Raw genomic sequence first — 13,254 nt, forward strand, 5'->3', positions numbered from 1 at the left:
CGGTCAGGCCGCCGGGAAATGGCGGTCGAGGAATCGGGCGAACACCTGACGGGAGATCTGGGTGCCCCAGTCACCCCAGCTGAAGTCGTAGACGTGGTCGCCGTAGGGGATCGGCAGCAGATCATGCTGCACCCCTGCGGTTTTCAGCTTTTCCGCCAGCAGCGCCGATTGCGCGTAGGCGACGATGTGGTCCCGGGTCCCGTGCAGGAGGAGGGTGGGCGGCACGCCGGGCCGGACATAGGTGATCGGTGAGGCGGCGGCGTATCGGTCCGGGAACTCCTCCGGCGTACCACCGATATAGTCCCGCAACGCTTTTCGCGCGTACTCCGGATCGCCGGAGTCGCGGTAGCCGAGGGCCAGGTCGGCCGGCGGATAGAACGCGGCGACCGCGCGCACCGAGGTGTCGCCCACCGGGCAGCTCGGCGGCACCCGGTCGTCGGCGTATCCGCCCAGCAGGGCGAGGTTCCCGCCCGCCGAGCCGCCGGCCAGCATCACTCGCTCCGGATCCACGCCGAACTCCCGCGCGTGCTGCTTGACCCAGCCCACCGCGCATTTCACGTCACCGGGCGCCTGATTCCAGCGCGGCGGGGGCGCGAGCCGGTATTCGATGGCGAACACCGCATAGCCCTTGTCGTTGAGCCACTTGTGCCACCGCGGCGCTTCGCCCCGATCACCCTCGGACCAGCCCCCGCCGTGCACCCACACCACCGCCGGGCGCGGACTTTCCGCGGCGCGGGACGGAAGTTTCGGATCCAGCAGCAAATTGGTGCCGTCGACGGTCGCGTAGGTAGTAGACATCGATTCCATCGGCTTACCGGAATTCGACCCGCCGGTGAGGTAATCCAGCACCGACAATTCCGCGCCACGCCGGTGCGCCTCCCGCCACGAGGCGACAAGCGGAAAGCAGGCGGCGATCATCGCTATCACGCACACGATTCCGACCAGCTTGCCGACTATCCGCAATACCCTGGCATTGCGCTGCTGCAAGAGGATCGCGCTGATTCCGAGCCCCAGTAGGCCGACCGGAAGCAAATACAGTCCGAAGTTGCTGACCAGCAGTGAGAGCGGGATCAGGCGTGGCGGAATATCGGCCCAGGCGATCACGAACGTGATGGACGCCAGCAACGCGGCCAGTGCCAACCCGAGGGTGGCAACAATCCAGCGGATCACCATTCGCTCATTAACCCACGGCCCCCTGCGGTTTCCGGGTCCGGCACGCCGCGCCCACTCGCGGACCCGGTTCGATGCTCAGGCCGGCGGTAGTACCGCCCGCACCCGTTCCGCGACTGCCTGCACGTCGCCCACCCCGTCCACGCGTCGCAGCACTCCGCGCTTTTCGTAGAAGGGGAGCAATTCCGCCGTCATCGCCGCATAGTTTTCGATGCGCTGCCGCACGACATCCTCGTGATCATCGGAACGATGTTCCAGCTCCGCGCCCGCCGGCGGCGGATTGGATTTCAGGTGGTAGATCTTCCCGGTGCGTTTGTCCGCACGGCGATAAACGGCACGCTCGATCAACCGCTCCGCCGGCACTTCCAGCGCCACCACCAGATCGATCGCGGCGCCCTGCTTTTCGAGAATTCGATCCAGCCCGGTGGCCTGCGTCTCGGTCCGCGGAAAGCCGTCCAGCAAAAACCCCGACCGGCAATCCGCCTCGGTCAGCCGCTTGCCGATCAACTCGAGCACCACCTCATCCGGCAGCAACCCACCCTCGGACATCTGCCGCCCCAAATGCTCGGGCAGCTCACCAGCAGCCTGCGCGGCGCGCAACATTTCCCCGGTCGAAATCTGCGGAATATTGATCCGCTCACAAAGGATCTCGGCTTGCGTCCCTTTACCCGCACCAGGCGGCCCCACCAGAACCAGTCGCATAGCTGTCCTCCCTATAGGGGCACAGCCTTTGCGCCCGAACCGGATTCGAGATTACTGGAGGAATGCGCGGGAACCGGGGAACCACACGGGCTGCCCGGCCCATCCGCGTTCATGCGGAGGCACGCGGTCGCTGATGCTGTCAGGTGCGCCGTCCGACGGGCAGCAAAGTGTCTGCGCGACGCGCCTACCGCGGGGTGAACGCCTGGATGCCGCCATAACTCGGGATTCCGGTGGGCACCGCGCCCCCGTCGCGGACAGCGCGCGCCGCGTCGAGGGTCGCTGCGAGAGCGGCTCGGTAGAGCAGCGATCCGGTGCTGATGCGGCGGACACCCAAGCCCGAGAGTTCGGCGACCGAGGGGCCGGTGCTCGAGTAGAGGACGTTGAGCGGGAGGTGGGTCGCGCGGACCACCGTCCGGATCTGCTCCGGATCGGTCAACCCGGGGACGAAAATGCCGTCTGCGCCCGATTTTTCGTACTGCGCGACACGGCCGAGGGTGGAGTCGGGATCCAGCCCGAGCCAGTGGGTGTCGACGCGCGCGTTGATGAACAACTCGGGTGCGCGAGCTTTGATCGCCGCGATCAATTCCGCTTGCTGGCCGGGATCAGCCAGCGCAGTGTCCGAGCGCCCGTCCTCCAGATTGACACCAGCGATTCCGAGTCCGGCCAGCTGCCAGGCGAATTCGGCAACCTCACTGGGGTCTTCGCTGAACCCACCTTCGATATCTACGGTCACCGGCACTTCCAGTCGACTGAGACACGTTGCCAGGAGCAAGGTTTCGTCGCGAGTAGCACCCGTGCCATCGGGAAGCCCGGCACCCGCCGCCACCCCGAGACTGGTGGTACCGACCGCCGGAAAGCCTTCGGCCGCAAGCATTGCCGCCGACGCGAAGTCCCAGGCATTGGGCAGGACGAGCGGCTGACCACGATGGTGCAGCTCGCGAAAGATGGTCGCCTTGGAGGCCATTGTGTCTACCTTCTGCTGTGAGGAAATGCCTACGAAGTCGGAAGCGGTGTCAGTCTTCGGCGCGACAGTTGGGATGTCTGTGATAGCCAGTCGGTGTGTCGCCCATGGGCATTCGCGGCGAGCGCGGGGCCCATAACCCGCTGTGGCTCGGGTGGGGAGATACATCGCGAAGGGCTGGCAGGGGTCGGTCAGCCAGAAACCAAGTCGTGCACGGGGCTGTGGTTCGGCGGAGGTCACGGGTTTGGGGTCTCCCGAATATGGCTGCGATGGTCAGTGCTTGCGCATGGCCCGTGCATTCGCCGTCAGCGCCGCGACCGAGTTCGTCGGTTTCGCGCTGTGGCTCGCGGAGGGGTGGCTGTTGGTCAGGCGCGGGCCTCGAGGATCCCGGCTGCGATGGCCAGCGCGTGTGCCTGGCCCGGGCATTCGTGCGGACCCGAGCCGAAACCAAGTCCATCCTGTGTCAGGTCGAGTTCGACCAGTTCTCCATCGACGATGCGGCGGGTCCGTCGTACCGGCGGATTGTGAGCCATTGTGCGTGCGAGAACCGCGGCAGCCCAATCATTCTCGGATATCTGGTCATGCAGCATGCGGGCGTTCGCGAGCAGGTCGGTTGTTGCCTGGCAGGCTTGCACGAGCAGGGAGATCCGGGCTGCTGTCGCTTCATCGGCACTACCGCCGCAGGCCGCGACGAGATCCTCAACTGCTCGATCCGCGGCCGGATTATCGGGTGTGTGCGGTTGATAGTGTGCGGCAACGAGTTCCACCGCCTCGGCGGAAATGCCGTGCAGCCCGAGCGCGTCGGCGAGCACTCGGACGTGCGCCAATCGCCCGTCTGCGGCCCGCGCCGCGATCCGCAGCGAATCCGGTTCGAGCCTTTCCAATTCCGCGACCACCAGCGCGCGCCTGCGCCGATGCTCATCGTCGTTGCTGAAGCGCGGAACCTGGGCTCGCAGCCAGGCGATCCCGGTCGTCGCGCCTCGATCGACCGGAGGCATGGGGCAGTGGGCGAGTACCTCGCGTACCCGCGCAGGCTCGGTGATCAGCGGCAGTGTCGCGTTCATGCCGTGAAGGTAGACCGCCGTTGTTTCGGTGGCGGCCGAAACGTCGGCGGCGCATCCTGGGTGCATGCAAACCCGCGGCGCTGACCTGGCCGGACTGGCCGCCCTGCTGGCCGACTCCACCCGAGCCGAAATCTGCCTGGCGCTGCTCGACGGACGCGCCTGGACCGCAGGCGAATTGGCGCGCCACGCCGGCGTCGCCCCGTCGACCACGACCGAACATCTGAACCGCCTGCTGTCGGGCGGGCTGCTGGCCGAACGCCGCCAGGGCCGACACCGCTACGTGCAACTGGCCGACGCCCGGGTCGCCGAACTCCTCGAAGCGATGGTCGGACACCTCGAACCGCAAAAGCCCAGGGTGTCCTCGCTACGCGCGGCCACCGCGTCGGAGGCCCTGGCTCGCGGCCGCACCTGCTACGACCACCTCGCCGGCCGCCTCGGCGTAGTCATCACCGACGCCATGATCGCCCGCGACCTGCTCGACCCGGCCACCGGCTTCGCCCTCACCGACCCCGGCCTGACCTGGCTCACCGGCCCACTCGGCGTGGACCCGGCCGAACTCCGGAAAACCCGCCGCCCCCTCGCAAAACCCTGCCTGGACTGGACCGAACGCCGCACCCACCTCGGCGGCGCGGCCGGCGCACACCTCTGCCGCCGCCTCCGCGACCTCGACTGGGTCCAGCGCAGCGGCACCGGCCGCGCTGTCCGCGTCACCCCGCACGGCGCCTCCGGCCTCGCGGACCTTCTGGGTATCCAGCCCGCGGCACTGATCTGAACGCATCGCCTGTCTGCGGCGGCGCAACGCGGCGGAACCGGCCGCAGCGAGATCTTTCGCACGCGAGAGAAGTACAACCCTGGGGGCTATCTATTGGTGAATCTATGTCACAGCCTGATGTGGGAGCCGCCGAATTCTCGAACCTCTATGCCAATATTGGTCAATGGACCTGCTCAGCGCGGCTCATGACGCAGTGCACCCTACGGCTATCACCTCCCTGTTCTTGATTGCCTTGATCGCTGTCATCGGTCCAATCGCGTCGCGGTTATTGCGCGGCTATATCCCTGACGTCGTGATCCTGCTGCTCCTCGGCGCGATCATCGGTCCGAACGCGCTGCACTGGGCGGGCACGGACGGCGGTGTCGATCTGCTCAGCGAGTTGGGGCTCGGGATGCTGTTCCTGCTCGCCGGCTACGAGCTCGATCCGAAGTTGTTGCGCGGCAAGCCGGGGCACACCGCGTGGCTGGTCTGGGCGGGCTGCCTGGTTTTCGCGTTCTTGCTGGTGAGTGTCGCGGTGCTGGCCGAGTCCGGCGCGGATGCGGGGTTCACCGCCAAGGTCGCGGTCGCCATCGCGATGACCTCGACGGCGCTCGGGACGCTGCTGCCGATCGTGAAGCAGGCCGGATTCCTGGATCAGCCGCTGGGCCGGGCGGTGCTGGCGCACGGCGCGGTAGGCGAGTTGGGTCCGATTGTGGCGATGTCGGTGCTGCTGACCAGCCGCAGTCCGCTGGCCGCGGTCGTGGTGCTGCTGCTCTTCGCGGTCGCCACGGCGTGGATCGGGTTCGTGCCGCAGCGCATCGTCCAGAACGCGCCGTGGCTGAGCCGGCTTCTGGGCGGGATGAACGGCGGCACCTCGCAACTGCCGGTGCGCGGAGTGTTCCTCCTGCTGTTGGTGCTGATGGCGGTCGCGGAGACTTTCGACCTCGATGTGGTGCTGGGCGCGTTCGCGGCGGGTGTGGTGCTGCGCGGGATGATCGCCGGCGCGCATCCGGAGGTGGAGACCGCGCTGGAGACGATCGGGTTCGGCATCCTGATCCCGGTGTTCTTCGTGGTCTCGGGGATGGGTATCGATATTTCCGCCGTGCTGAGCAGCCCGGTGCTGTGGGTGCTGTTCGTGCTGTCGATCGCGATCGCCCGCGGCGTGCCGGTGTGGCTGAGCGAGCGGTTCGTCCCGCACGGCGAGAACCTGCCGACCCCGAAGGAGCGGGCGCAATTGGCGCTGTACGCGGCGACCGGTTTGCCGATCATCGTCGCGGTTACCCAGGTGGCGACGAGTTCGGGTTTGATGGATGCGGATCTGGCCTCGGTACTGGTGGCCGCCGGCGCGACGACGGTGCTGCTGTTTCCGCTGATCGCCCGGGTGATCGGCCGGGGGAATCTAGAAGCCGTCGAGCCCCGAGTATGAATGAGCTTGCATGATCATGCATAATCATTTCATGGCTGATTCCTCTGGTGGATCCGTAATAAGGGTCGCCGTCGCGGGTGCGAGCGGATACGCGGGCGGTGAAGTACTCCGACTACTCCTGGCGCATCCCCGATACCGAGACGGGCGCCTCGAGATCGGGGCGCTGACCGCGGGGTCGAACGCCGGAACCACGCTGGGCGCGCACCAGCCGCATCTGCTGCCACTGGCCGACCGCGTGCTCGGCCCGACCACCGTCGAGGAACTCGCCGGGCACGACGTGGTCTTCCTGGGACTGCCGCACGGCCAGTCCGCTGTCATCGCCGAGGCGCTGCCGGAGTCGACCGTGATCATCGACTGTGGCGCGGATTTCCGGCTGCGGGATGCCGCCGCGTGGGGGAAGTACTACGGCAGCGCGCATGCCGGCACCTGGCCCTACGGTCTGCCCGAATTGCCGGGCGGCCGTGAGTCTTTGCGCGGCGCGAAACGGATCGCCGTCCCCGGCTGCTACCCGACGGTGTCGAGTGTGGCACTGGCGCCCGCCATCGCCGCGGGCATCATCGAGCCGTCGGTGCACGTCGTCGCGGTGAGCGGCACGTCGGGCGCGGGCCGCAAACTCGATGTGAGCCTGCTGGGCTCGGAGGTGATGGGCTCGGTCCGCGCGTACAGCATCGCGGGCGCGCACCGGCACACCCCCGAGATCGCGCAGAACCTGAAGGCAGCCGGCGGCCAAGACGTCGCGGTGTCGTTCACCCCCGTGCTCGCCCCGATGCCGCGCGGCATCCTGGCGACCTGCACCGCGCGCACCACCGTGGACGCGGCGGAGGCCCGTGCGGTCTACGAAAAGGCTTACGCCGACGAACCTTTCGTGCACTTGCTGCCCGAAGGTGTGCTGCCGCAGACCGGTTCGGTGCTCGGCTCCAACGCCATCACCTTGCAGGTGGCGGTGGACGCCGACGCGGGTCTGCTCGTGGTGGTCGGCGCGATCGACAACTTGACCAAGGGCACCGCGGGCGCCGCGGTGCAATCCATGAACCTGGCCCTCGGATTCGAAGAGACCGAAGGACTTTCCACCGTAGGAGTGGCACCGTGACGACGACCGAAACCAACTCTGGCAAGCTGGTTCGGAACCAGGGCGTGACCGCCCCGCTCGGCTTCCGGGCGGCGGGTATCGCCGCGGGCATCAAGGCCAGCGGCAAGCCGGATCTGGCGCTCGTGCTCAACGAGGGCCCCGAATTCGCGGCGGCCGGCGTGTTCACCCGCAACCAGGTGAAGGCCGCGCCGGTGCTGTGGTCGCAGCAGGTGCTGACCTCCGGCCGGTTGCGCGCCGTCATTCTCAATTCTGGTGGGGCGAACGCCTGCACGGGCCCCGGCGGCTTCCAGGACACCCACCAGACCGCCGAAGAATTGGCAAAAGTCTTGAGCAACTGGGGCGCCGAGACCGGCGCGGGCGAGATCGCGGTCTGCTCAACGGGTTTGATCGGTGACCGGCTCCCGATGGACAAGCTGCTCCCCGGCATCACCGAGATCGTGCATGAAATGGGCGGCGGCATCTCCGGCGGCACCGACGCCGCGCACGCCATCATGACCACCGACACCGTGCCGAAGGAAGCCGCGTTCCACCACAAGGACAAGTGGAACGTGGGCGGCATGGCCAAGGGCGCGGGCATGCTCGCCCCGTCGCTGGCCACCATGCTGGTCGTGCTCACCACCGATGCCGTCGCCACGCCCGAGCAGCTGGATTCCGCGCTGCGCAAGGCGACCCGGCTCACCTTCGACCGGCTCGACGTGGACGGCTCCTGCTCGACCAACGACACCGTGCTGCTGCAGGCCAACGGCGCCAGCGCCGTCACGCCGTCGCAGGAGGAGCTCGACGCCGCGGTGCTCGCGGTCTGCGACGACCTGGCGACGCAGCTGATGGCCGACGCGGAGGGCGTCACCAAGCGGGTGCGGGTCTACGTCAAGGGTGCGGTCAGCGAGGACGAGGCACTGATCGCGGCGCGTGCCATCGCCCGCGACAGCCTGGTCAAGACAGCGCTTTTCGGCTCCGACCCGAACTGGGGCCGGGTGCTCGCCGCCGTCGGCATCGCCCCGATCACCCTGGACGCGAACCGGATCTCGGTGTCGTTCAACGGTAATCCGGTCTGCGTCGACAGCGTCGGCGCTCCGGGAGCGCGTGAGGTCGACCTGTCCGGCGAGGACATCGAGGTGCTCGTCGAACTGAACGTCGGTACCGGTGAGGCGATGGTGCGCACCACCGACCTCTCCCACGGCTACGTCGAAGAGAACTCGGCATACAGCTCATGACCGATGTGCTGCACAACCTTTCGGCCTTGGACAAGGCGCACGTCCTAGCCGATGCCCTGCCCTGGTTGCAGAAGTTCCGCGACAAGATCGTCGTCGTGAAGTACGGCGGCAACGCCATGATCGACGATGACCTCAAGCGCGCCTTCGCCGCCGACATGGCGTTCCTGCGCACCGTCGGCGTGCACCCGGTGGTGGTGCACGGCGGTGGTCCGCAGATCAGCGCGATGCTGAAAAAGCTCGGCCTGCAAGGAGAATTCCGCGGCGGCTTCCGGGTCACCACACCCGAGGTGATGGATGTGGTGCGGATGGTGCTGTTCGGTCAGGTCGGCCGGGAACTGGTGGGCTTGATCAACGCGCACGGCCCGTACGCGGTCGGTATCTCCGGGGAGGACGCACACCTGTTCACCGCGACGCGCCGCACCGTCGACGTGGAAGGCATCGCCACCGATATCGGCCTGGTCGGCGACGTCACCTCGGTCAACCCGGACGCGGTGCTGGATCTCATTGCGGCGGGCCGGATTCCGGTGGTCTCCACCATCGCCCCCGACGCCGGCGGTGTGGTGCACAACATCAACGCCGACACCGCGGCGGCCGCGCTCGCCGAGGGCATCGGTGCGGAAAAGCTGGTGGTGCTGACCGACGTCGAAGGCCTGTACACCGATTGGCCGGACCGCTCCTCGCTGACCTCGCGCATCGACGCCGACGAGCTGGCGAAGCTGCTGCCGCGGCTGGATGCGGGCATGGTGCCGAAGATGGAGGCCTGTCTGCGCGCCGTCGAGGGCGGGGTGCCGACCGCGCACGTCATCGACGGACGGGTGCCGCACTCGGTGCTGCTGGAACTGTTCACCGGAGAAGGAATCGGAACAATGGTGACGCCTGCCGGCGCACCGGACGGAACGAAATCATGAGCACTGTCGAAGAAATGCAGTCGCGGTGGAACACCGTGATGATGAACAACTACGGCACCCCGAAGGTCGCGCTGGTGCGCGGCTCGGGCGCGGTGGTCTACGACGCCGACGGCAAGCGCTACCTCGATTTCCTCGGCGGTATCGCGGTGAATTCGCTCGGCCACGGGCATCCGGCGATCATCGAGGCGGTCACCGGCCAGCTCGGCACGCTCGGGCACACCTCGAACCTGTATGTCACCGAGCCGGCGCTGGAGCTGGCCGAAAAGTTGTTGTCGCACTTCGGCGACGGTCACGGGCGGGCGTTCTTCTGTAACTCCGGCACCGAGGCCAACGAGGCGGCGTTCAAGATCGCGCGGCTGACCGGGCGCACCAAAATCGTTGCCTGCCAGGAAGCTTTCCACGGCCGGACCATGGGTTCGCTGGCGCTGACGGGTCAGCCCGCCAAGCGCGCGCCGTTCGAGCCGATGCCGCCCGGTGTCGTGCACGTGCCCTACGGCGACGCGGACGCCCTCGAAGCGGTGGTCGATTCCGACACCGCCGCGGTGTTCTTGGAGCCGATCATGGGGGAGAGCGGCGTCATCGTGCCCCCGATGGATTACCTGGCCCGGGCCCGGGAGATCACCGCCCGCCACGGCGCGCTGCTGGTGCTCGACGAGGTGCAGACCGGCATCGGCCGGTGCGGAAAGTTCTACGCGCACCAGGCTTTCGGCATCGTGCCGGACGTGATCACCCTCGCGAAGGGCCTCGGCGGCGGCCTGCCCATCGGCGCGGTGCTGGCCACCGGACCGGCTGCGGACCTGCTCACCCCGGGCCTGCACGGCACCACGTTCGGCGGCAATGCCGTGTGCGCGGCGGCGGCGCTGGCGGTGCTGCGCACCATCGACTCCGAAGACCTGCTCGCCCATGTGGAAGCGCTGGGCAAGCACATCGTCGACGGCATCGAAGGGCTGGACCATCCGCTGATCGACCACGTGCGCGGCGCCGGTCTGCTGCTGGGAATCGGACTGACCCAAGACATTTCGGCCGAGGTCGAGGTTCGCGCCCGGGCCGCCGGATACCTGATCAACGCCCCCAAGCCCGATACCATCCGCCTCGCGCCCCCGCTGGTGCTCACCGAGACCCAGGCCGACAACTTCGTCGCCGACCTGCCCGAGATTCTCGACGGTGCGGTCGAAGACGCGAAGGGAACCAAATGACCGAGCTCAGGCATTTCCTACGGGATGACGATGTCACCCCCGTCGAGCAGGCCGAGATCCTCGCCCTCGCAGCCGAACTGAAGAAGTCGCCGTTCGCGCACCGTCCACTGGACGGGCCGCGCGGCGTGGGTGTGATCTTCGAGAAGAACTCCACCCGCACCCGGTTCTCCTTCGAGGTCGGCATCGCCCAGCTCGGCGGCCACGCCGTCGTCGTCGACGGGCGCGACACCCAGCTGGGCCGCGAGGAAACCCTCGCCGACACCGGCCGTGTGCTCTCCCGCTACGTCGACGCCATCGTCTGGCGCACCTTCGAACAGGCGCGCCTGGACGAAATGGCCCCGGCCGCAACGGTTCCCGTGGTGAACGCGCTGTCCAACGAGTTCCATCCGTGTCAGGTGCTGGCCGACCTGATGACGCTGAAGGAGCAAAAGGGCGACCTCGCGGGCCGCAACCTCACCTACTTCGGCGACGGCGCCAACAACATGGCGCACTCGCTGCTGCTCGGCGGCGTCACCGCGGGCTTGAACGTAACCATCGCCGCCCCAGCGGGTTTCGAACCGCTGCCGTGGATCCTGGAGGCCGCCCGCAAGCGCGCCGCCGAGACCGGCGCGACCATCACCCTCACCGGTGACCCGGACGCCGCCGCCGAAGGGGCCGACGCGCTGGTCACCGACTGCTGGACCTCGATGGGGCAGGAAAACGACGGCCTGGACCGCGTCGGCCCGTTCCGCCCGTTCCAGCTCAACGCCGACCTGGTCGCCCGGGCGCAGTCGGATGTCGCTGTGCTGCACTGTCTTCCGGCGCACCGCGGCGAGGAGATCACCGACGAGGTGATCGACGGGCCGCACAGCGTCGTCTGGGACGAAGCCGAGAACCGCCTGCACGCGCAGAAGGCGCTGCTGGTCTGGCTGCTGGCGAAACGCGGTGATGCGCGTTGACCATCGCCCGCACCCGCGCCGGACGGCAGTCCCGCATCATCGAACTGCTGTCCGCGCACGCGGTCCGCAGCCAGACCGAACTGGCGTCGCTGCTGTCCGCCGAAGGCATCGAGACCACCCAGGCCACCCTGTCGCGTGACCTGGACGAACTCGGCGCCGTAAAACTTCGCGCGGCCGACGGCGGCGCGGGCGTCTACGTGGTCCCAGAGGACGGCAGCCCCGTCCGCGGCGTCACCGGCGGCACCGACCGCCTCTCGAAACTGCTGGGCGACCTGCTGGTCTCCACGGACTCCTCCGGCAACATCGCAGTCCTGCGCACCCCGCCCGGCGCCGCCCACTTCTTGGCCAGCGCCCTGGACCGCGCCTCCCTGCCGTTCATCGTCGGCACCATCGCCGGCGACGACACCATCGCCGTCATCGCCCGCGAACCCCTGACCGGCGCCGAGCTGGCCGCCAAGATCGAGGAACTCGCGTAGGCGAACACTTCCGCCGAGGGTTAACGCGCGAAGCCCGCACCCCGATTATGAATGGGATTGCAGCATCGTGCATAATCATTTGTAGAACGGCACGGGGGCGCCGACACCGAAACCAACTCGAGGAGCACAGAGAAAATGTCCGAGCGCGTCGTACTCGCCTACTCCGGTGGGCTTGACACCTCCGTCGCCATCAGCTGGATCGCGAAGGAGACCGGCGCCGAGGTCGTGGCCGTCGCCATCGATCTGGGCCAGGGTGGCGAGGACATGAACGCGGTGCGCCAGCGCGCGCTGGACTGCGGCGCCGTGGAGGCCATCGTGGTCGACGCGCGCGACGAGTTCGCCGACGAATACTGCCTGCCCACCATCCAGGCCAACGCCATGTACATGGGCCAGTACCCCCTCGTCTCCGCGATCAGCCGCCCGCTGATCGTCAAGCACCTGGTCGAGGCGGCCAAGTTCCACAACGCGACCACCGTGTCGCACGGCTGCACCGGCAAGGGCAACGACCAGGTCCGCTTCGAGGTCGGCATCGGCGCGCTCGCGCCCGACCTCGAGGTCATCGCCCCGGTCCGCGACTACGCCTGGACCCGGGAGAAGGCCATCGCCTTCGCCGAGGAGAACAAGCTCCCGATCAACGTCAGCAAGAAGTCGCCGTTCTCCATCGACCAGAACGTGTGGGGCCGCGCCGTCGAGACCGGCTTCCTCGAGGATCTGTGGAACGCGCCGACCAAGGACGTCTACGACTACACCGCCGACCCGACGGTCAACTTCGAGGCACCCGACGAGCTCATCATCACCTTCGACAAGGGTGTCCCGGTCGCCATCGACGGCAAGCCGGTCAGCGTGCTCGAGGCCATCGTGGAGCTGAACCAGCGCGCCGGCCGTCAGGGCGTCGGCCGCCTGGACATGGTCGAGGACCGGCTCGTCGGCATCAAGAGCCGCGAGATCTACGAGGCCCCCGGCGCCATCGCGCTGATCACCGCGCACCAGGCCCTGGAAAACGTCACCATCGAGCGCGAACTGGGCCGCTACAAGCGTCAGGTCGAGCAGCGCTGGGCCGAGCTGGCCTACGACGGCCTGTGGTTCTCCCCGCTCAAGCGCGCGCTGGACGCCTTCATCGCCGAGACCCAGCAGAGCGTCTCCGGCGATATCCGGATGGTCCTGCACGGCGGCTCCGCGGTGGTCAACGGCCGTCGCTCCGAGCAGTCGCTCTACGACTTCAACCTGGCCACCTACGACGAGGGCGACACCTTCGACCAGTCGCTGGCCAAGGGTTTCGTGCAGATTCACGGCCTGTCCTCGAAGGTCGCCGCGCGCCGCGACCTGAACCAGAAGTAAGGCTCCCGTATCGGTCGTAG

The 13,254-nt window shown here is 67.9% G+C and carries 13 protein-coding genes; 9 read left to right on the top strand and 4 right to left on the bottom strand.

Going from position 1 to position 13,254, the window contains the following annotated elements; genetic code table 11:
* Positions 1 to 3 precede the first annotated feature (3 nt).
* The 4 genes from IBX22_RS36335 to IBX22_RS36350 all read right to left on the bottom strand — a co-directional run bounded on the left by IBX22_RS36335 (position 4) and on the right by IBX22_RS36350 (position 3,897).
* On the bottom strand, positions 4 to 1,173 hold the full coding sequence (locus tag IBX22_RS36335; protein WP_194820367.1) for an alpha/beta hydrolase: 1,170 nt from the start codon (positions 1,171 to 1,173) through the stop codon (positions 4 to 6).
* A gap of 75 nt (positions 1,174 to 1,248) precedes the next feature.
* Positions 1,249 to 1,872 carry an adenylate kinase gene (locus IBX22_RS36340; protein ID WP_194820368.1) on the bottom strand — a complete coding sequence of 208 codons (624 nt, stop codon included), beginning with the start codon at positions 1,870 to 1,872 and terminating at the stop codon, positions 1,249 to 1,251.
* A gap of 184 nt (positions 1,873 to 2,056) precedes the next feature.
* Positions 2,057 to 2,836 carry an isocitrate lyase/phosphoenolpyruvate mutase family protein gene (locus IBX22_RS36345; RefSeq protein WP_228540170.1) on the bottom strand — a complete coding sequence of 260 codons (780 nt, stop codon included), beginning with the start codon at positions 2,834 to 2,836 and terminating at the stop codon, positions 2,057 to 2,059.
* Between the two features lie 362 nt (positions 2,837 to 3,198).
* Complete coding sequence (locus IBX22_RS36350; RefSeq protein ID WP_228540171.1) at positions 3,199 to 3,897, bottom strand: cytochrome P450; 699 nt, start codon at positions 3,895 to 3,897, stop codon at positions 3,199 to 3,201.
* Positions 3,898 to 3,961: 64 nt separating this feature from the next.
* Between IBX22_RS36350 and IBX22_RS36355 the strand changes: the two genes are divergently transcribed.
* From IBX22_RS36355 to IBX22_RS36395, 9 genes are all read left to right on the top strand, one after another.
* Positions 3,962 to 4,669 (top strand): helix-turn-helix transcriptional regulator, encoded by a 708-nt coding sequence (locus IBX22_RS36355; RefSeq protein WP_194820369.1) that lies wholly within the window; start codon positions 3,962 to 3,964, stop codon positions 4,667 to 4,669.
* Between the two features lie 163 nt (positions 4,670 to 4,832).
* On the top strand, positions 4,833 to 6,074 hold the full coding sequence (locus tag IBX22_RS36360) for a cation:proton antiporter (protein ID WP_194820370.1): 1,242 nt from the start codon (positions 4,833 to 4,835) through the stop codon (positions 6,072 to 6,074).
* 31 nt (positions 6,075 to 6,105) lie between these two features.
* On the top strand, positions 6,106 to 7,164 hold the full coding sequence (gene argC / locus IBX22_RS36365; protein ID WP_194820371.1) for an N-acetyl-gamma-glutamyl-phosphate reductase: 1,059 nt from the start codon (positions 6,106 to 6,108) through the stop codon (positions 7,162 to 7,164).
* Positions 7,161 to 8,378, top strand: a complete 1,218-nt coding sequence (gene argJ, locus IBX22_RS36370; RefSeq protein WP_194820372.1) for a bifunctional glutamate N-acetyltransferase/amino-acid acetyltransferase ArgJ — start codon at positions 7,161 to 7,163, stop codon at positions 8,376 to 8,378. The genes argC and argJ overlap by 4 nt, the downstream gene beginning before the upstream one ends.
* Positions 8,375 to 9,286, top strand: a complete 912-nt coding sequence (argB, locus tag IBX22_RS36375) for an acetylglutamate kinase (RefSeq protein WP_194820373.1) — start codon at positions 8,375 to 8,377, stop codon at positions 9,284 to 9,286. Before argJ ends, argB begins: the two co-directional genes overlap by 4 nt.
* The gene (locus IBX22_RS36380) at positions 9,283 to 10,482 is read left to right on the top strand and encodes an acetylornithine transaminase (protein ID WP_194820374.1); all 1,200 of its coding nucleotides are present in this window, start codon (positions 9,283 to 9,285) and stop codon (positions 10,480 to 10,482) included. The genes argB and IBX22_RS36380 overlap by 4 nt, the downstream gene beginning before the upstream one ends.
* Complete coding sequence (argF, locus tag IBX22_RS36385; protein WP_194820375.1) at positions 10,479 to 11,420, top strand: ornithine carbamoyltransferase; 942 nt, start codon at positions 10,479 to 10,481, stop codon at positions 11,418 to 11,420. Before IBX22_RS36380 ends, argF begins: the two co-directional genes overlap by 4 nt.
* Positions 11,417 to 11,896, top strand: a complete 480-nt coding sequence (locus IBX22_RS36390) for an arginine repressor (protein WP_194820376.1) — start codon at positions 11,417 to 11,419, stop codon at positions 11,894 to 11,896. Before argF ends, IBX22_RS36390 begins: the two co-directional genes overlap by 4 nt.
* 135 nt (positions 11,897 to 12,031) lie before the next feature.
* A complete protein-coding gene (locus tag IBX22_RS36395) occupies positions 12,032 to 13,234 on the top strand; it encodes an argininosuccinate synthase (RefSeq protein WP_194820377.1) in 1,203 nt (400 codons plus the stop codon).
* Positions 13,235 to 13,254: the final 20 nt, after the last annotated feature.

This window comes from Nocardia sp. XZ_19_385 (assembly GCF_015355755.1).
GTDB lineage: Bacteria > Actinomycetota > Actinomycetes > Mycobacteriales > Mycobacteriaceae > Nocardia.

Coding starts and splice junctions, on each gene's coding strand:
- IBX22_RS36335 (WP_194820367.1), bottom strand. CDS start 1,173: ATGGTGATCCGCTGGATTGTTGCCACCCTCGGGTTGGCACTGGCCGCG.
- IBX22_RS36340 (WP_194820368.1), bottom strand. CDS start 1,872: ATGCGACTGGTTCTGGTGGGGCCGCCTGGTGCGGGTAAAGGGACGCAA.
- IBX22_RS36345 (WP_228540170.1), bottom strand. CDS start 2,836: ATGGCCTCCAAGGCGACCATCTTTCGCGAGCTGCACCATCGTGGTCAG.
- IBX22_RS36350 (WP_228540171.1), bottom strand. CDS start 3,897: ATGAACGCGACACTGCCGCTGATCACCGAGCCTGCGCGGGTACGCGAG.
- IBX22_RS36355 (WP_194820369.1), top strand. CDS start 3,962: ATGCAAACCCGCGGCGCTGACCTGGCCGGACTGGCCGCCCTGCTGGCC.
- IBX22_RS36360 (WP_194820370.1), top strand. CDS start 4,833: ATGGACCTGCTCAGCGCGGCTCATGACGCAGTGCACCCTACGGCTATC.
- argC (WP_194820371.1), top strand. CDS start 6,106: ATGGCTGATTCCTCTGGTGGATCCGTAATAAGGGTCGCCGTCGCGGGT.
- argB (WP_194820373.1), top strand. CDS start 8,375: ATGACCGATGTGCTGCACAACCTTTCGGCCTTGGACAAGGCGCACGTC.
- IBX22_RS36380 (WP_194820374.1), top strand. CDS start 9,283: ATGAGCACTGTCGAAGAAATGCAGTCGCGGTGGAACACCGTGATGATG.
- argF (WP_194820375.1), top strand. CDS start 10,479: ATGACCGAGCTCAGGCATTTCCTACGGGATGACGATGTCACCCCCGTC.
- IBX22_RS36395 (WP_194820377.1), top strand. CDS start 12,032: ATGTCCGAGCGCGTCGTACTCGCCTACTCCGGTGGGCTTGACACCTCC.